The 17802-nt window shown below is 70.5% G+C and carries 12 protein-coding genes; 6 read left to right on the forward strand and 6 right to left on the reverse strand.

From position 1 onward, the window contains the following. Window positions 1-86: 86 nt before the first annotated feature. Window positions 87-248 carry a hypothetical protein gene (locus D7Y11_RS43225; RefSeq protein WP_158641914.1) on the reverse strand — a complete coding sequence of 54 codons (162 nt, stop codon included), beginning with the start codon at window positions 246-248 and terminating at the stop codon, window positions 87-89. Between the two features lie 244 nt (window positions 249-492). Here D7Y11_RS43225 and D7Y11_RS44940 point away from each other — a divergent pair, with 244 nt between their 5' ends. Together D7Y11_RS44940 and D7Y11_RS09490 are read left to right on the forward strand one after the other, a co-directional pair. After that, window positions 493-615: a hypothetical protein gene (locus tag D7Y11_RS44940; protein WP_255424690.1), complete on the forward strand. Its 123-nt coding sequence runs from the start codon at window positions 493-495 to the stop codon at window positions 613-615. A 165-nt stretch (window positions 616-780) separates the two neighbouring features. Beyond that, window positions 781-2370 (forward strand): MBL fold metallo-hydrolase, encoded by a 1590-nt coding sequence (locus tag D7Y11_RS09490; RefSeq protein ID WP_121755755.1) that lies wholly within the window; start codon window positions 781-783, stop codon window positions 2368-2370. Between the two features lie 39 nt (window positions 2371-2409). Here the strand turns inward: D7Y11_RS09490 and D7Y11_RS09495 are convergent, their stop codons facing one another. Then, window positions 2410-2901 (reverse strand): DUF3592 domain-containing protein, encoded by a 492-nt coding sequence (locus D7Y11_RS09495; RefSeq protein WP_120580822.1) that lies wholly within the window; start codon window positions 2899-2901, stop codon window positions 2410-2412. Between the two features lie 27 nt (window positions 2902-2928). Continuing rightward, the gene (locus D7Y11_RS09500; RefSeq protein WP_126933527.1) at window positions 2929-4602 is read right to left on the reverse strand and encodes a protease pro-enzyme activation domain-containing protein; all 1674 of its coding nucleotides are present in this window, start codon (window positions 4600-4602) and stop codon (window positions 2929-2931) included. Between the two features lie 95 nt (window positions 4603-4697). Here D7Y11_RS09500 and D7Y11_RS09505 point away from each other — a divergent pair, with 95 nt between their 5' ends. The 4 genes from D7Y11_RS09505 to D7Y11_RS09520 are packed head-to-tail and all read left to right on the forward strand — an operon-like array spanning window position 4698 to window position 11415. Further along, entirely contained in the window at window positions 4698-6890 is a 2193-nt protein-coding gene (locus D7Y11_RS09505; protein ID WP_126933528.1) for a TOMM precursor leader peptide-binding protein, read from the forward strand. Window positions 6891-6893: 3 nt separating this feature from the next. Next, window positions 6894-8846, forward strand: coding sequence for a radical SAM protein (locus D7Y11_RS09510; protein ID WP_126933529.1), 1953 nt, complete (start codon window positions 6894-6896; stop codon window positions 8844-8846). A gap of 3 nt (window positions 8847-8849) precedes the next feature. Continuing rightward, a complete protein-coding gene (locus tag D7Y11_RS09515; RefSeq protein WP_126933530.1) occupies window positions 8850-10007 on the forward strand; it encodes an amidohydrolase family protein in 1158 nt (385 codons plus the stop codon). A gap of 10 nt (window positions 10008-10017) precedes the next feature. Then, window positions 10018-11415 carry a SagB family peptide dehydrogenase gene (locus tag D7Y11_RS09520; RefSeq protein WP_126933531.1) on the forward strand — a complete coding sequence of 466 codons (1398 nt, stop codon included), beginning with the start codon at window positions 10018-10020 and terminating at the stop codon, window positions 11413-11415. 16 nt (window positions 11416-11431) lie between these two features. On the opposite strand, the gene D7Y11_RS09525 is transcribed toward D7Y11_RS09520, so the two are convergent. Genes D7Y11_RS09525 through D7Y11_RS09535 form a run of 3 tightly spaced genes read right to left on the reverse strand, consistent with a single transcriptional unit; the run spans window position 11432 to window position 17713 of the window. Further along, a complete protein-coding gene (locus D7Y11_RS09525) occupies window positions 11432-11845 on the reverse strand; it encodes a BMA_0021/BMA_0022 family TOMM bacteriocin (protein WP_158620662.1) in 414 nt (137 codons plus the stop codon). A gap of 1 nt (window position 11846) precedes the next feature. Further along, window positions 11847-15938: a TOMM system kinase/cyclase fusion protein gene (locus D7Y11_RS09530; protein WP_233607249.1), complete on the reverse strand. Its 4092-nt coding sequence runs from the start codon at window positions 15936-15938 to the stop codon at window positions 11847-11849. Window positions 15939-15946: 8 nt separating this feature from the next. Beyond that, a complete protein-coding gene (locus tag D7Y11_RS09535) occupies window positions 15947-17713 on the reverse strand; it encodes an FHA domain-containing protein (RefSeq protein WP_121754913.1) in 1767 nt (588 codons plus the stop codon). Between the last annotated feature and the right edge of the window lie 89 nt (window positions 17714-17802).

The following is a 17802-nucleotide window of genomic DNA, read 5'->3' on the forward strand; positions in this document are numbered from 1 at the left end:
ACCAACAGGGCCAGCCGGGAAGCCCCCCTCCTTCCGAGGGGTTGGGCCCGGCCGCCGCCCCGCGCCCCCGCCGGGTGTGCAGCCCGCTACACGGGGTGGAGCACTCGGCTGCACAGGCGGCAAGCCCCTGCCCGGCCGTGCATCCCCGGCGCGAATTCGAAGCCCGCGCCATAGGCATCACCCACCGCCAATTCGAGCAGCATGGGACGGCGCTCGACGCCAGGTTCGCCCTGCTTCTGACATCCCATTCAGCGCGCTCTCGAAACCCGCGGCTGGCAGGGCGGGTCCTTGCGTGAGACGGAGCCCGGATGCACGAGGCGTCCGCCCCGATACGTGCAGCGCTCCCCGAGACTGCCGACGTCGCCCTGCACCTCTTCGGCGCTCAGCACAGGCAGGGCCCGTGGCTCCCAGTTCTTCTCGGCGTCATGAACTGAGACATCGCGCCTGAAGCCCGACACCGGCTGCGACACCCGCCTGCTGGCGCCCTCGGACATGGACACGCTCATGTCCTTCCTGGCCACCTCCTACCAGCCTCCTGAACCCCAGCGCGCGGAACGGCTTCGCCAAGAACTGGAGCAGCAACTCGCCAAGCGCCACGCGAAGGAGACGCGATGAACCGCGCACTCCGCCGCGCCGTCGTCTCCACGCGCCCCACCGCCGCCTTCCAGGTCTGGCCCGGAAGTCGGCACCTTGAAGTCAGGGCGGGAATCATCGACATTGGCGGGCCTGCGTGCTCCCGGGCCTGCCCGGGGCCTGCGCACCCACCTTCGCGAGACCTCCATGCTCGACCGCCCGATGTACCTGAAGCCCGATGTCGCCATCGAGCCGCTGTTCAACCAGTGGTACGTCTGGTGGTACCTCATCTCGCCCGCCACGGCGCCGCTGTTCGTCTCCCGCCTGCACCTGAAGCTGATGCAGTCGTTCGTCGCGAACCCGGACGTGCACGTGGCCGCGCTGCAGAACCCGGCGCTGATGGGCGGCCCCTTCATCAACCACCCCGTGTCGCGCGTGAACGAGGTGAAGGCCCTGCTCGACCGCACCACCCGCGAGCAGGCGGACATGCTGGCCTACACCAAGGCCGTGTCGGACCTGGAGCAGCTCTTGGCCAGCTCCAAGGGCGAGTCCCTGGAGCCGCTCTACGCCAAGGTGCCGGACATGCTCCGCGGCTTCGTGGAGCTGCACTACGACCTGGCCCACCGCGCCAACGCCCGCATCATGGAGCCCCTGCTCTACCGCAGCAGCCTCTACAAGGAATCCGCGCAGAGCATCTCGCTGATGCGCGTGGCCGGTGACGCGCGCAAGTACGTCTTCAGCACCCCGCGCCTGGAGGGCGATTCGCCCCTGTGGCTCCAGGTGCCCTACAAGCACGAGGGCATCGACGCCCTCTTCCGCATGCGCCACACGCCGGGCAGTCCCGGGCAGGTGGCGGAGATGCTGGGCGTGCCGTCCACCGCCTCGGAGGCCTTCGCGGACCTCTTCACGGAGACCGCCCCTCGCAAGCCCGAGCCGTACACCGGCTCCGGCGTGCGTGTGCGCTACTTCGGCCACGCGTGCGTGCTGATGGAGACGCGTGAGGTGTCCGTCCTCACCGACCCCGTCATCAGCTACGAGTTCCCCACGGACCAGCGGCGCTTCACCCACGCGGACCTGCCGGAGAAAATCGACTACGTCCTCATCACCCACGGCCACGCGGACCACCTGATGATGGAGACGCTGCTGCAGCTGCGTCACCGCATCGGGACCATCGTGGTGCCGCGCTCGAACGCGTACTCGCTGGCGGACCCCTCGCTGCGACTGGTGCTGGAGCAGACGGGCTTCAAGAACGTCATCGAGATCGACGACCTGCAGGAGATTAAAATCCCCGGCGGGTCGCTGATGGGCATCCCCTTCATCGGCGAGCACAGCGACCTGGCGGTGCAGGCGAAGACGGCGCACCTGGTGCGGCTGGCCGGCCGCTCCATGCTGATGGCCGCGGACTCCAACGCGCTGGAGCCGCGCATGTACCAGCACCTGTCGAAGCTGGTGGGCCCGCTGGACGCGCTCTACCTGGGCATGGAGTGCGAAGGCGGCCCGATGAGCTGGATGTACGGCCCGCTGCTCAGCCAGCCCCTGCCTCGCAAGATGGATCAGTCGCGGCGGCTCAACGGCTCCGACAGCGCCCGCGCCACGGAGATCCTCAATCACCTCAATCCGAAAGAGGTCTTCATCTACGCCATGGGCCAGGAGCCCTGGCTGCGCCACGTGATGGTGCTCCAGTACGACGAGACCGCGCCCCAGATGATCGAATCCAACAAGTTCATCGAGGTCTGCAAGGGCCGCAACATCCCCGCCGCCCGGCCCTTCCTGAGCATGGAGCAGATCCTGGAGTAATCCGGGACGCGACACGGCCCGGCGGATGACGCCGGGCCTTCAGCGCGCGTGCGAACCGGCGCGTCGGGACCACAAGAACAGCAGCACCGCGCCCAGGCCCGCCACCGCCGAGGCCAGCGTGAAGCCGAGTGCGGCGCCCGTGTTCACCTCCAGCACGCTGCGCCCTGGGATCCTTGGGTCGTAGTGCACGGGCACCGTGGCGCCCACCGGGTAGCGCGCCAGATACTGCGTCAGCTCCGGGCTCGGCTGGGGGTTCCAGAGCCGGTACTCCCTCGGAGGCGAATTGGACAGGTCCTCGCCGACATACGAGCGGCCCTTGATCTCATAGGCGTAGCGCGGCTTCACGCTCCAGTAGTCTCTGGATTTCCCGACCCCGAGTTCCACCGAGATCGCGAGCATGCGCCCCGGCACCGTCGGCCGGGCCAGCAGTGCCTGCTCCGTGCCGTGAAGGCTCCAGGCAAAGTACCCAAACATCAGGCTGAAAGCTGTTCCGCTCATCACGAGTGCTTTCAGGTTGGCGCGCAGCCCCATGACCAGGAGTCCTCGCGGTGTAGGCCGTCAGTGCTTGCGACGCTGGAGCCTGCGCAGGCCCGCGAGCAGCGCTTCGCCGTCCGGCGTGCCCAGGCCCGTGCACGCGTTCCACAGCGTCGCGTCGCTGGCGAAGTACGCGCCGTTGCCTCCGTGGGTGATGCGCCGGATGACAGGCTGTCCCTCGGTGACGAGCGCGTACAGCCGGGGGTGGAGGAAGCCCACGCGCTCACCCAGCGCCTCGTTGAGGCGGACGATGAGCGCGGCCCACATCGGCGCCGCGGCGCTCGTGCCCGCGGCCACGCCCTGCTGGCCCTTGAAGACGATTTGATAACCGGTGTGCAGGTCCGCGTTCGCCGCGACGTCCGGCACGCCTCGGCCGGTGCTGCGGGAGACCTCGAACACGCCGTTCTTCCACGACGACTTCACGAGGTCCGGCACGCCCATGCCCTGCTGGTACAGCGGCAGCGCGTTCATGGTGCTGACGCCGCCGCTGCTCGCGCCCGCGGCCGTGGCGCTGGGGCCCATGGACATCGCCTCGCCCAGGCGGTTCCACACGCGCTCGTGGTGGAGGACGTCGCCCACCGCCTCCAGCGTGGTGCCGCCGCAGCCCAGCACCAGCGCGCTCGCCGCGGGGTAGCTCGTCGCCGCCAGGGTGATGGCGCCCGTGGGTGAGCGGGCATTCACCGGCACCTGCGAGCCCAGGTCTCCGGACGCGGCGCACACGGTGATGCCCAGGAGCGCCGCCTCGATGAAGAGCCGCTCGAAGGCCAGCTCCTCGCCCTGCTGGATGAGCGACCCTTCGTAGAAGGACCAGCTGGTGGTCAGCACCGACGGCCGGTTCTCCCGGTCGCTGATGGCCTCCGCGAGGACGCGGTGGTAGTCGCGCAGCGAGTAGTCCTTCGACCCCGCGTTGTAGACGACGACGCGCGCGGCCGGACACACCGAGGTCACCAACTCCACGTCCATGGTGACCTCCGAGTTGGAGGCGGTGTTGAGGAGCCCCGCCTTGTTCGGCCCCACGTTCACCACCGGCGCCGTGCGCTCCACCCCCACGGACTTCAGGTACGCATCCAGGTCCGACTGTTTGTAGCCGCCCGCCAGTTCGATGATGCCCACGCACTGGCCTTCCCCCTGGTTGCGGGGGTAGCGGTAGAGGCTGGCCACATGGGGCGCCGTGTACGTGCGCAGCCCAGCCTGCTTCGCCATCTCCGCGGGGATGGGTAGCGCTGCCGCGTTGTGGGTGACGAGCGGCCGCGTGTCCAGGCCCAGGACCCACTCCGCCACGCCTTGCAGCGCGCGCGGCAGGCACACCGGCTTCGTGTGGGTCAGGTAGGAGGTCTTCCCGTAGGTGTAGCGCCGCAGGTCCACCGCGAAGGCCTTGCGAATCGCGGCCGTGGACCCCTGGAGCACGACGTAGCTCCGGTCGCGCCGCTCGGAGGTGATGGTGAGGCCATAGCTCTTCGCGAAGCGCCGCACGGCGGCCAGGTGCTTCGGGTTCGTGCCGTACTTCGCCTCGAACTCGTCGTGGGTGAGCGGGCGGCGCGGCGGGTTCGCGCACAGCTCCTCCACCGTGGGCAGCGGCGTCCCGTGACGCAACAGCAGCGTGACCTCCACCTTGCCTGTGGCGGCGCGGCTCCGGAGCGGGGGGTGGAGGGACGCCGGGGACACACGCGCGCTCTGCGTCAATGGGATGCGGGCCATGCGCGGCGTTCTACCACGCGGAGTCCAGGCCCCCGGAAGGCCGGGCCAGGTCGTATCCACGAGCGCGGGCCCCGGTTAGGCTCGCCCGCCTGCCCATGGACCGAGTCCTCCGCATCAAGCCCCACCTGCGCGCCGAGGTGCTCGACGCGCGGCGCGTGTTCCTCGTCGGGGAGCGCGCCCAGTTCCTGCTGGAGGGGGAGCTGCACGCGAGCATCGTGCCCCTGCTGGATGGCGAGCGCACCGTGGCGAACGTCATCGCCGCGCTGGCGGGACGGGCCTCCGCGCCGGAGGTGCTCTACGCGCTGTCGCTCCTGGAGGAGCGCGGACACGTGGAGGAGGCACACGACGTCTTCGACGCCAGCGTCGCCGGCTTCTGGGAGTCGCTGGGCGTGGGCGCGGCCACCGCGGCCGGGCGGCTGTTGGACGTGTCCGTCTCCGTGCACGCGGTGGACGGCGAGGATGGCGAGGGGCTGGAGGAGGCACTGCGCGACACCGGCCTGGACGTGCGCGAGGACGCCGACCGCCGCGTGCTGTTGGTGGACGACTACCTGTCGACCGAAGCGCTCGCGCTGGCCCGGGAGGCCCGGAGCGCGGGCGCCGCGTTCCTCCCGCTGAAGGTGTCCGGCACCGCGTGCCATGCGGGCCCGGTGGTGGGCACCGGCGAGCGCGCCTGCTGGACGTGCCTCACGGCGCGGCTGTTGGACAACCGCCCCATCGAGAAGTACCTCGCGCGCAAGGGCACCCCGCCGCGCGCCATCCGCCCGCCGCGCACGGGCCTGCCCACCACCGCGAAGGCGGGACTGTCCTTCGCGGCGACGCTCGTGGCCCGGTGGGTGGTGGACGGACCTGGAGGCCCGGGACAGACGCGGCTGTGGACGCTGGACTTCGCCACCTGGCAGCTGGAATCGCACGCCGTGGCGAGGCGTCCGCAGTGCCCGGATTGCGGCGACCCCCATTGGATGGAGGCGCGTGCGAAGAAGCCCCTGGAACTGGCCTCGCGCTCCAAGCGCTTCACCGACGACGGCGGCCACCGCATCCTCACGCCCGAGCAGACCTGGGAGCGCCACCGCCACCTCATCAGTCCGGTGACGGGCGTGGTGAGCGACCTGCGCGCGGTCCCGGGCGACGCACCGCTGGGCCACATCCAGTCCGCCGTCTTCCGCGTGTGCCCGTGGACGGACGCGCCGGCCTCCGACGACTTCCATCGCGTGGCCAGCGGCAAGGGCCGCACGGAGGCCCAGGCCCGCGCGGGCGCGCTGTGTGAAGCACTGGAGCGCTACAGCGCGGTGTTCCAGGGCGACGAGCCCCGCGTCCACGCCACGGCGTCCCAGCTGGGTGCGCAGGCCGTGCACCCGGACATGCTCCAGCACTTCAGCGCCGCGCAGTTCCAGGCCCGGCCCGAAAGCGCGAGCTGCGACATGCGCACCGCGGTGCCCAATCCGTACGCGGATCAACCCATGGACTGGAGCCCCGCGTATTCACTCACGCACGGGGTCCACAAGTACGTGCCCACGTCGTTCGCGTACCTCTTCGCGCCCACGCCCCCGCTCGGAGACGGGCCGTTCTGCTTCTTCAACTCCAACGGGAACGCGGCGGGCAACTGCGTGGAGGAGGCCATCCTCCAGGGCTTCCTGGAGCTGGTGGAGCGCGATGCGGTGGCGCTCTGGTGGTACAACCGCCTGCGCCGTCCGCGCGTGGACCTGCGCTCCTTCGACGAGCCGTGGTTCGCGTCCGTGAGCGCGCACTACCAGTCGCTCGGCCTCCAGTTGTCGGTGTTGGACCTCACGCACGACCTGGGCATCCCGGTGTTCGCCGCGCTCGTGTGGTCGCCGGAGCGCGGCCGGGCCTGGGCCGGGTGCGGTTGCCACTTCGACGCGAAGCTCGCCGTGCAGCGCGCGCTCACGGAGGTGGCCCAGTGCTACGACCCGAAGGACCTGTCGCCGTCACCCTGGGACGCCAGCGCGCACGGCGACGTCAGCTGGCTCTTTCCCAACGACCTGGTCCCCGCGCGCGTCCGCGCCGATTTTCCGCGCGTGTGGCATGACGACCTGCGGGACGACGTGCGCGAGTGCGTGGCGCGGGCCGCGAGCGTGGGACTGGAGACGCTGGTGGTGGAGCAATCACGGCCCGACGTGGGCGTATCCGCCGTGAAGGTCATCGTCCCGGGGCTGCGCCACTTCTGGCCGCGGCTGGGCCCCGGACGGCTGTATGACGTCCCCGTGAGGATGGGGTGGCTGAAGGCCCCGAAGACCGAAGCGCAGCTCAACCCCGTGCCCTTCTACTTCTGAGCGATGGCGCCTCCTCCTGAACCCAAGCCTCGCATCCTGCTCGTCCAGTGCGGCCCCGACCGGCGGCACGTGGACCGGGAGACGGAGGACTTCGACCCCGAGCGCGGCCTGGTGAAGCGCGCGACGATGACGCCGCTGGCCTGCGCGACGCTCGCGGCGCTCACGCCGGACGCCTTCACCGTCGACATCTGGGACGAAGAACTGCACGGCCAGCTGCGCGCGGACACGGAGCTGCCGGACTACGACATCGTCGGTGTGTCGGTGATGTACTCCGCCCTCACCTACCAGGCGCGCTTCCTGGGCGGACACTTCCGCGACCTGGGCGCCACCGTGGTCGCGGGCGGTCCCGCCATCTCCGCCGCGCCGGAGGACTACCGGGGCTTCTTCGACGCCCTCTTCGTCAACGAGGCGGAGCGCACCTGGCCGCGCTTCCTCGCGGACTGGCTCGGGGGCGAGTACGCACCCGAATACCGGCAGCTCGACAAGCCCTCGCTGAACGAAAGTCCCCTGCCCCGCTGGGACGCCATCGCGGCGGACCTCCCGCGCTATGCGTGGGGATCCGTGCAGACCACGCGCGGCTGTCCGTTCGACTGCTCCTTCTGCGACGTCATCTACCTGTACGGCCGCAAGCAGCGGCACAAGCCGGTGGACCGAGTGCTGGACGAGGTGCGCGCCCACGCGGCGCTCGGAGCCGAAGGCGTCTTCTTCGCGGACGACGAGTTCATCGGCGACGCGGCGTACGCGAAGGAGGTGCTCGCGGGGCTCGTGCCCCTCAACCGCGCCCTACCCCGTCCGCTGCGCTTCTTCACCCAGGTGACGATGAACCTGAGCCGCGACGCCGCGCTGCTGGAAGGCATGGCGGACGCGAACTTCTACACCATCGTCCTGGGCATCGAGTCCTTCGACATCGGCGCGCTCAAGGAAGCACAGAAGCACCAGAACGTGCGCGCGGACCTCGTGGGCGACCTCTTGCGCATCCAGGCGCACGGCATCGGGCCCCGGGGCAGCTTCATCGTCGGATTTGACCACGACACGCCCGCGGTCTTCGATTCGCTGCACGCGAACATCCAGCGCACGCACCTGCCCTGGGTGGTGGTGGCACCGCTCCAGGCTCCGCGCGGCACCAAGCTGTGGACGCGGCTGCGCGCGGAAGGCCGGCTCGCCACGCCCCGCAAGGCGCACGCGAAGGACCGGGGCGCCATCGTGCTCAACGTGATGCCCCTGGGCATGACGCGGCCCCAGCTGCTCGAAGGCTTCCGCGACCTGGTGGAGCGGCTGTCCACCTGGGACGCCGCCTGCGAGCGCATCCGGGGGTTCATCGCCGGCATCCAGCGCCCGCCCCAGGTGGAGGAGCCCCACTGGCCGGAGGCCGTCACCGACCGCTTCCTGCTCGAGGCCACCGGCGCCTGGGCCCTGACGCCATCCGAGCGCCATGCCCTGGGAGACACGCTCGCCCAGGTGCGCCGCACCGCCCCAGCGATGCTGCCACGCGCGGTGTTCTTCCTCGCGCGCAACCAGAACGAGCGCCGCCGCCATGAGCGACTCTTCACGGACTTCGACGCGGTGCTGGCCGCCGAGCGCCAGGGCGACCTCGTCCCGGACACGCAGCCCGTCTACGTCCCGCCAGGCTTCGCCACCGCGATGCGCGACGTGTTCCCGGACCTCTTCGTGCGCCTGAGCCGCGACCTGCCGGACCGCCGAGAAGTGCCGGAGGCTTCACGCGACGTGCTGGTGGACTTCGTCGCCCGCTGGGGCGAAGGCTTCCAGGCGCTCCAGCCGCAGCACCACGAATTCCTTCGCGAGCTGTGCGACCGGCAGGTGGCGGCGCGCGGTGGCCATCCGGGTACGCTGGAGGTCTCGGAGGAGCAGGCCCTCCGCACCCAGGCGCGCCGCACCGGCCTGCTGGAAGCACTGCTCAAGGACGTGCGCGACGAGCTCGCGAGCTGGGGACCCTGACGGATGCGCGACAGCTTTCACATCTTCGACGCGGACCGGCACGTCCTGGAGCCGCTGAACCTGTGGGCGGAGCAGCTGGAGCCCGGCCTGCGCCGGCACGCGCCCCGCCTGGGACGCCTTCCAGAGGAAACGCTGGAGGAGCGCCTGGCGCGGCTGGGCCCCCAGGGCCTGCTGCCCGTGCTTCCCCTGCCGGAAGTGGACGGCAAGCCGCTGTGGAACCACATGCCGGAGAAGGCCTGGCTGGAGTTCTCCGCGCGCTCCTACGCGCAGCTGGGGCGCAATGAGTTGCTGCAGCGGCCGGACGTGTACCTGGCCCAGATGGATCGCGACGGCGTGGACATGGCGGCCCTCTTCCCCACCTATGCGTTGCTCCTGGAGGGCTTCTCCCCGCTCGAGCCCCGCGTCGCCACCGCGTTCGCGTCCGTCTACAACACCTGGCTGCATGGCTTCTGCGCGCACCAGCCGGAGCGCCTGCGTGGCGTGGGACTCATCAGCCGGCACCAGCCGGAGGCCATGGTCGCGGAGGTCCGCCGCGTCGCGGGCTTCGGCTGGGGCGGCGTCATGGTGCGCCCCAACCCCATCGGAGGCAGGCTCCTGTCGGACGCCGCCTATGAGCCCTTCTGGTCCGAGTGCGAGAAGCTCTCACTCGCGGTGGTCCTCCACGGCAGCGGCCACGTCTACGTGCCGTCCGCGGGCGCGGACCGCTTCGACACCCGCTTCGCCAACCACGTGTGCGCCCACCCCATGGAGCTGATGATGGGGCTGCTCGCGCTCCTCCAGGGGGGCGTGCTGGAGCGGCACCCGGCCTTGCGCATTGGCGCCATGGAGGCGGGCTGCGGCTGGCTGCCGTACTGGGCGTGGCGTTTGGATGAGGAATATCGCGCTGTGGGTGCAGAGGTCTCCGCCACCATCCGACAGCTCCCTTCAACCTACCTGCGCCAGCACTGCTTCGTTTCCATGGAACCGGACGAGCCGTACTTGTCTGACATGATGCGCCACCTCCCGGAGGACCGATTGGTTTTCGGAAGCGACTTCCCGCATCTCGACCACGGCGAGGATGTACTGGGTGCGATGCTGTCCTTGCGTGACGTGATGACCGAAAGTCGTCTACGAAAGGTTCTCTGGGAAAACCCGACTCGGTTCTACGGTGTGGAACCGTGAGGCATCACGAATGAGATTGTCGCTCGCCGAAGGTGTGGCGCTGCGTTGCCCCGACGCGGAGGACGCGCGCGTGGAGGGCCCTGGCCGCTCACTGCGGTTGGGCCCGCTGGCCCCCGGTGTGCGCGCCGTCTTCGAGTCGCTCGCGGACGGAGGCATCCACGAGACGGAGGTGCCGGCCGCCGCGGGCTCGGACACGACGCTCGCGTGGTACTGGCTGGACCTGGCTGGAGATGGCGGCCTGCTGTCGTGGACGGTGGAGGAGCGCGGCAACCTGCTCCTGACGCTCACGCCCGCGTCCGCATCGTTCCTGCGCCACCGCGCGACGTTCGACGCGGCCCAACCGCTGCAGCTGTCACGCTTCGCTCATACGCGCATGGCGGAGGGCCGCGCGGTGCTGGACTGCCCCACGGTGCACGCCACCGCTGCGCTGCATGACCGGCGCGTGGTGTCGCTGCTCTTCGACATGGCCCGCCCCACGCTGCTGGCGCGGCTGAACCAGTTCAACACCGGCATCGAGTCCTTCACGCTGCGCGAGCTGGTGCGCCTGCTTGCCGAGACAGGCATCCTGGTCCCCAACGGACTGGACGTGCCGGCGTCGGAGGAGACGCAGACGGCGCTCAAGCAGTGGGAGCCGCACGACCTGCTCTTCCACCTGCGCTCACGCGGCTGGGGCCACCAGACGCGCGCCGGGGCCACCTACCGCTTCCGGGGAGAGCTGCCCAACCCTCCCGCCCTCAAGCCCACCGTGACCGAGGAGGTCGTGGAGCTGTACCGGCCGGACCTGGAGGCGCTGCGTGCTGGCGGCGACCGCTCCTTCACGGAGGTGCTGGAGGACCGCCGCAGCCTGCGAGGCCGTGGCGCTTCACCGCTCACCGTGAAGCAGCTGGGCGAGCTGCTCTACCGCGCCGCGCGCGTGCGCGAAGTGCGCACCACGCAGGACGGTGAAGTCACCGACCGGCCCTACCCCGGCGCGGGCGCGGCGTACGCGCTGGAGCTCTACCCCATGGTGGGCGAGTGCCAGGGCCTGGCCCCGGGCGCCTACCACTACGACCCGCTGGGCCACCGGCTGGAGAAGCTGAGCGGCCCCACGCCCGAGTTCCACGCGCTGCTGGACGAAGCCCGTGCACCGGTGGAGCCCTTCGATCGGCCGGAGGTGTTGATGGTGGTGGCCGCGCGCGTGCCCCGGCTCGCGTGGAAGTACGAGACGCTGGCGTACTCGCTGGTGCTGCAGGACACGGGAGCGTTGGTGCAGACGCTCTACCTGGTGTCCACCGCGCAGGGACTGCGGCCCTACGCGCTGGGCCGGAGCGATCCGGACTTCTTCCAGCGCGTGGCGGGCGTGGACGGCTTCGGCGAGGCCAGCGTGGGCGCCTTCGCGGTGTCGGGAGGAGACTCTCCGGACCGCTGAGCGCCCCGTGCGCCGTTCAGCAGCAGGGGCTGCCGCAGCAGTGCGAGCGGCCGTAGGTGTCGGTGAGGCTGGAGAGCGCCACGGCGTGGTCCGCCACGTCCGCCGGCTTCTTCGGCAGGTGCAGCTCCACCTCCGCGTTGTTCACCTTCCAGGTGCCGTCCGTCACCGCGTCCTTCGCGGTGGAGGGGACGACCTTCAGGTGGATGCTGGCGGGCAGGTCGAAGTCGAAGCGCTTCTTGAGGGCCTGGCGCGGATCCTTCTGGAGGGCCGCCTCGAACTCGGGCTCCTTCCACGCGAGCGCGACGGCGCGCATCCACACGGCCTGCCAGTCATTCACCGAGGCCTTGGACTCCGGACCCCGCGTGGGCTTGCGCGCCACCGGACGGGCCCGTGCGGGCGCGGCCTTCGACTCCGGCTTCTTCTTGCTCATGTCAGCCTTCTCCTCCCAGCGCATCCAACAGCGCGCGGGCCTCCGAGACGGGCGGGGTTCCCCATCCTTCGGAGAAGGTACTGTAGACCGTTTGCAGGCGTTGCCGGGCTTCTTCCTGTCGCCCGGATGCCTGGAGCACCCGTGCCAGGGCGGTGACGGCCTGCAACTCCCGCATCCGCGCGCCCTGTGCGTGTGCCACCTCCGCCGCCTGCCGGAAGCACGTCTCCGCGGAGAGTGCAGTGTTTCCATCCCGCTGCAGCAGCACGCGCCCCTTGACGTGAAGCATCTTGGACTCGTGGTACGCCTCGCCCAGGGCCTGCGCGCGCTGCCGTCCGCGCTCCACGGAGGCGAGCGCTGCCTCCACATGGCCCAGCTCCAGCTCCAGCTCCGCGAGCATGGCGTAGTACGCCGGCTGATCCATCTCCGTACCGAACGCCTCGCGAAGCGCGATGCTGCGCCGCATCGCCTCCAGGTCCTTCATGGCCCATGCGCGCAGGATGCCCACGTAGACTGACTGCTCCAGCAGGCCGTAGCGGTGGGACAGCTCCGTGTGCTGGGAGATGAGCTGGAGCGCCTCCGTCCGGTCGCCGTGCTCCTGGGCAATCAACAGCAGGTAGATGAACGACAGGCCAATGCTGGTGCCGTGGTTCAGCTCGCGGCCCCACGCCACCGCGGCCTCGCCGTGCGCCTTCGCCTGGTCCGGGAAGCCCAAAAGCCACTTCCCCCGGCACAGCACGGACTCGCCGCCCACGCGCGTGTCCTGTCCGTAGAGGATGCGGTGCATCCGGTGCGCGACCGGGTCGAACAGCGCCAGGCACCGGTCCGCCTTCGCCTTCGCCTCGCCCAGGCGGCCTTCCAGCAGCTCGATGTTGGAGAGGATGGTGAGCGCCACCGCCTCCTGGCCCGCGTCTCCGGTGCGCTGCGCGAGCGCGACCAACCGGTCCAACAATCCTCGCACCCGGCGCTGGTCACCTCCCAGGTGGTAGAAGATGGAGAGGACCCACAGCGTCGGTGCCGCGTAGGGGCTCTCTCCCACCGTGAAGAGCAGCTCCAGTGAGCGCTCGGCCACGTTGCGCAGGTCCTGCGAGCGCCAGCCCTGCGTGGACATCAGCGCCGGCGCGAGCACACCGTTGAGGCTCAGCTCCAGCTGCGCGCGCTCCACCGGGTCGTCGATGGCGTCCAGCCACGACAGGCCCAGCCGGGCGAAGAGGATGGCCTCCAGGTAGGCGGAGCGCACCAGCGCGGCGAACGCGGCCTTCTGCGCGTAGATGATGGCCTTGCGCTTCAGGTTCGCGGCGGCCCAGTGGTGCGCGAGCAGATCCGGCCGCGACTCCACCTGTTCCTGGAAGTGCGCCTCCATCGCCTCCGCCGTCTTCGCGTGCATCTGCTGGCGGTACCGCTTGAGCATGGAGTCGTAGGCCGCGTCCCGCACCAGCGCGTGCTTGAAGAGGTACACGGGCCCCTTCGGCCGGCGCTTGCGGTGCAGCAGCCCCGAGCCCACCAGCCGCTCCAGGTCCGCCTCCAGCGCGTCGGGCGTCAGCGGGCTCACGTGGCGCAGCAGCTCATGCGTCAGCTCACGGCCCAGCACGGAGGCGATCTGCGCGGTCTCCTTGGCGCGGCCCAGCCGGTCCAGGCGCGCGACGAGCAGATCGCGCAGCGTGCCCGGCACCGCGGGGCCCGCCTTGCTGGCATCCAGCGCGAAGCGGCCCTCGCGCTCCACCAGCGCGCCGGACTCGCGCAGCGTGCGCACCAACTCCTCCACGAACAGCGGGATGCCGTCCGTGCGCGTGGCGATCTCCTCCAACGCCTCCGGCGAGAGCGGGCCTCCCACGGCGGCGGTGGCCAGCCGCTCCACCTCCCCGCGAGCCAGCGCGCCCAGCTGCACCTGCGTCACCGCCGACGCGGCCCAGGGCGGCTCCAGCTCCGGCCGCGAGCTGAACACGGCGAGCAGGCGCGACGAGGACACCTCCTCCACCAGCGCCTTGAGCAATTCCAGCGTGGACGGGTCCGCCCAGTGCAGGTCCTCCAGCGCCAGCACCACGGGCTGGCGCTCCGCCATCGCGGCGAGGAACGCGAGCAGCGCGTTGCGCGTGAGCTCCCGGTGCTTCAATGGCGACACGTCCAGCGGAGCCCAGCGCTCCGGCGGCAGCGGCAGGGACAGCAGCGACGCGAACAGGGGCAGCGTCTCCGGCAGCTCGAAGCTGTAGCCGGACAGTAGCGCCTCCAGGCCCGTCAGCCGGCCCTCCGGCGGCAGGTCGCGGTTCGGGTCCAGCATCCGCGTGAGCAGGTCCACCACGGGGGCATACGCCTGACCGGAGCTGTCCTCCGTGCAGCGGGACTCCAGCCACGTATGGGGCTCCGCGCCCAGCCGGTCTCCCAGCTCGCGCATGAGGCGAGACTTGCCGATGCCCGGCTCACCGGTGATGAGCACCGCCTGCCCCTGCCCCGAGCGCGCCTGCTCCCAGCGCGACAGCACCAGGTCCAGCTCGCGTGAACGGCCCACCAGCGAGAGCGCGTCGTCGGTGCCGCTCCACGTCGCGTCCGCGCCCTGGAGCACGAACGTCTCCAGGCCCGGGGGCAACAGCTCGTTCGGGGACGCGGGCGCGGGGTCCAACGGGAAGTGCTTGCGCACCAACTGCTGCGTGTCACCCGTGACGAGGATGGCGCCCGAAGGCGCGGACGTGGACAGCCGGAAGGCCAGCTTCGGCGTGGTGCCCACCACGAAGCCCAGGCCAGAGAGCGTGGGATCCCGCTGCTCACGCGACACCACCAGGCCCGTGTGCAGGCCCACGCGGATCTCCACCCGCGTGCCGCGCTCGGCCTCGATGGCACGGCCGCGCCGCTTCACCTCCGCCACCATATCCAGCGCCGCCTGCGCCGCTCGCCGCGCGTCGTCCTCCCGCGCCGCCGGATAGCCAAAATAGAAGAGGACGATGTCGCCCAACGCGCTGGCGATGTGGCCGTTGTAGCGCCGGGCGATCTCGATGCAGACCTCCTGCTGGGCGCCCAGCACATGGTCCAGCTCCTCGATGTCCACCGGCCCCGGCGTCGTCTGCGTGGCGGACAGCGTGCAGCACACCACCGTCAGCTGCCGACGCGCACCCTCCGCCCACCGGCGCGAGCGCGTGGACACGGCGTTGGGCGTGCGGCTGGACAGCTCCACCGTCGCCGTCTCCGCGTTGGGGGCCGCGGGCTGGATGCGCACGGGCGAGGGCCGGCGCGGCAGGTTGGACACGTCCACCGCCTCCAGCTGGCGCAGCAGCACCTCCGCGGACACGGTGCGCTGGGACGGGTCCTTCGAGGTGACGCGCTGGAGCAGCTTGCCCAGCGGGTGCGCGGCGATGGCCGGCGGAATGGGCACCGGCTCCGAGGAGAGCTGCTGGAAGATGACCTCCGCGACGGTGGCGCCCTCGAAGATGCGGCGGCCGGTGAGGCACTCCAGGAACACCAGCCCCCACGCGTACAGGTCCGAGCGCGGCGTGGGCGCCTGCCCGCGAAGCTGCTCCGGCGCCGCGTACGACGGCGTGCCCAGCGATTCATTGGTGGACGTGATGCGCGGCTGCGCTTCCGTGCGCGTCAGCTCGTCCGTCACCGACCCGATGCCGAAGTCCAGCACCAGCGCGTTGCGGCGGGCGCCGGTGGGCACGACCATGATGTTCGCGGGCTTCAGGTCGCGGTGCACCACGTTCTGCGCGTGCGCGCACGCCAGCGCGTCCAGCAGCTGGAGCATCAGGTGGCGCGTCTCCACCGGATCCAACACGCCCTCCTCCGCGAGCACCTGCGCCAGGTTCTTCCCTGGCACGAACTCGAAGATGGAGTAGACGGCGCCGCCCTGCGCGCGGCCTGAATCGATGAGCCGCACGATGTTCGGGTGGTGCATCTGCGCGCACAGCTTCATCTCGCGCTCGAAGCGCGCGCTGCGGCGCTCCACGGACTCTGGCGTCGCGCCGTCCGTCAGGCGCAGGAGCTTCACCGCCACGTTCTGGCCGGTGGTCACCTGGCGGGCCTTGTAGACGCGGCCGAAGCCGCCCTCGCCCAGCTCCGAAAGGAGTTCGTACCGGCCCTGGAAGGCTTCCAACAGCTGGGGATCCATTGGGTTCTTCATCGCGTTCCCGAGCCTCGCTCCATTGATGACCGTCCCCCCCGCCTGGGCAGGGTGATGACGAACTCCGTGAACTCACCCGGCACCGACTCCATGCGGAACGTGCCCTGATGGCCCTGCACGATGATGTCATGGCTGAGCGACAGCCCCAGCCCCGTCCCCTGCCCTGGTGGCTTCGTGGTGAAGAAGGGGTCGAAGATTCTTCCCGCACTCTCCACGGGGATGCCCGGCCCGTTGTCGCGCAGCCGGACCTCCACCTGCTCCTGACGCGCGAGGGTGCGAACCTTGAGCACCGGCACGTACGTGGCCCCCTGCGTCTGGCGCTTCTGACGCATGGCGTAGAGCGCGTTGTCCACGACGTTGATGATGACGCGGCCCACGTCCGCGCGACTCAACTCCAGCCGTCCCACGTCCGGGTCGTACTCGGCATCCAGGTGGACGGTCAGCGGTTCGCCGCGCATGCCGCCCTGTCCCAGCGCGATGCTCTCCGCGACCAGCGCGTTCAGCTCCACCAGCTCGCGCGGACCGGGCGAGCGGCGCGCGTGCTGGAGCATGTTCTGGATGAGCGCGTCCGCGCGGCGGCCGTGCTCGTTGATCTTCTGCACGTTGGTGCGCAGGCACGCGAGCGCTTCATCCACGTCGCTCGCGGAGCCCACCGTCAGCCGTTCGCGCTGCGGCTCCAGCACGCTGGCCAGGTCCTCCGTGAGGCCCACGGAGAGGCCGGCGAAGTTGCTGATGAAGTTGAGCGGGTTGCGCAGCTCGTGCGCCATGCCGCCCACCAGCGCCGCGAGCGAGGCCAGCTTCGCGTCCATGATGAGCTGCATGCGCTGCACCGTCTCCTGCTCGATGCGGCGGTAGAGCCTCGCGTTCTCCAGCGCGAGCGCCGCCTGCCCCGCGAACGCGACGAGGAACTCCAGGTCGTCCTCGGAGAAGCTCTTGGGCGTGGAGACGTTGTCCACGTAGAGCACGCCCAGCACCTCGTCGCGGGGCTTGAGCGGCACGCACATGGAGGCGCGGATGGAGCTGAAGATGACGGACTCCGCGGCGCCCAGGCGCGGATCATTCACCGCGTCGGAGAAGAGCGCCGCCACGCTCCTGCGCAACACGAAGTCCACGATGTTCTGGCTGTAGATGGGCCCGCGCACGGCCGTGCCCTCGGCCGTCTTCGTCACGCGCGGCTCCAGCTTCCCCGTGCCCTCGTCCATGAGCAGGATGACGCCCCGCTCCACGTGGAGGATTTGAAACGCCAGGTCCAGCACCCTGCCGGGCAGCGCCTCCAGGTCGTCCGTGACGGACAAGAGCTTCGCCACCTCCTGGAGGATGCGCATCCGCTCGCGGGCGCGCGTGGCCGTGCCGGGGGCCTCCTCCGCGGACTTCTCCGAGCCGGACACCGCCTTCACCAGCGTCTTCAGCGGCACGCGGGTGAGCGCGCGCGTGAGCTGGGGACGGGGTTCGTCGGGCGGGCCCGCGGGTGCGGCCGGTGGTGCTTCGTGGGTCAGCAGGAAGATGAGGTCACCCAGCGTCAGCGTGTCGCCGGGGCGCAGCTCCTTGCGGCGGATCTGCACGCCGTTGACGAACGTGCCGTTCTTGCTCTGCAGGTCGGTGACGAAGAAGCGCCCGTCGGAGGACTCGATGCGGGCGTGCTGGCGCGACAGGCTGCGGTGGGGAATGCAGATGCCCTGGTCGTCCGCGCGGCCAATGGTGATGGGCACGTCCCCCAATGGGTAGGACAGCTCATCCGGTTGCCCAGGGTTGTAGACGAGCATCGGCACGGCTTTCAGACCCCCTCCAGGGTCGCAAGCCTAGCCGAAAAGGACGCGCGCGAACCGCCCCGGCGGATTCAGCCGGAGCGGCG

It is taken from the genome of Corallococcus sp. AB018 (assembly GCF_003986945.1).
Taxonomy (GTDB): domain Bacteria; phylum Myxococcota; class Myxococcia; order Myxococcales; family Myxococcaceae; genus Corallococcus; species Corallococcus exiguus.

Excerpts from the sequence above, each read along its gene's own strand:
- D7Y11_RS43225 (WP_158641914.1), bottom strand. The coding sequence starts at position 248 with ATGGGATGTCAGAAGCAGGGCGAACCTGGCGTCGAGCGCCGTCCCATG.
- D7Y11_RS44940 (WP_255424690.1), top strand. The coding sequence starts at position 493 with ATGGACACGCTCATGTCCTTCCTGGCCACCTCCTACCAGCCTCCTGAA.
- D7Y11_RS09490 (WP_121755755.1), top strand. The coding sequence starts at position 781 with ATGCTCGACCGCCCGATGTACCTGAAGCCCGATGTCGCCATCGAGCCG.
- D7Y11_RS09495 (WP_120580822.1), bottom strand. The coding sequence starts at position 2,901 with ATGGGGCTGCGCGCCAACCTGAAAGCACTCGTGATGAGCGGAACAGCT.
- D7Y11_RS09500 (WP_126933527.1), bottom strand. The coding sequence starts at position 4,602 with ATGGCCCGCATCCCATTGACGCAGAGCGCGCGTGTGTCCCCGGCGTCC.
- D7Y11_RS09505 (WP_126933528.1), top strand. The coding sequence starts at position 4,698 with ATGGACCGAGTCCTCCGCATCAAGCCCCACCTGCGCGCCGAGGTGCTC.
- D7Y11_RS09510 (WP_126933529.1), top strand. The coding sequence starts at position 6,894 with ATGGCGCCTCCTCCTGAACCCAAGCCTCGCATCCTGCTCGTCCAGTGC.
- D7Y11_RS09515 (WP_126933530.1), top strand. The coding sequence starts at position 8,850 with ATGCGCGACAGCTTTCACATCTTCGACGCGGACCGGCACGTCCTGGAG.
- D7Y11_RS09520 (WP_126933531.1), top strand. The coding sequence starts at position 10,018 with ATGAGATTGTCGCTCGCCGAAGGTGTGGCGCTGCGTTGCCCCGACGCG.
- D7Y11_RS09525 (WP_158620662.1), bottom strand. The coding sequence starts at position 11,845 with ATGAGCAAGAAGAAGCCGGAGTCGAAGGCCGCGCCCGCACGGGCCCGT.
- D7Y11_RS09530 (WP_233607249.1), bottom strand. The coding sequence starts at position 15,938 with ATGGATCCCCAGCTGTTGGAAGCCTTCCAGGGCCGGTACGAACTCCTT.
- D7Y11_RS09535 (WP_121754913.1), bottom strand. The coding sequence starts at position 17,713 with ATGCTCGTCTACAACCCTGGGCAACCGGATGAGCTGTCCTACCCATTG.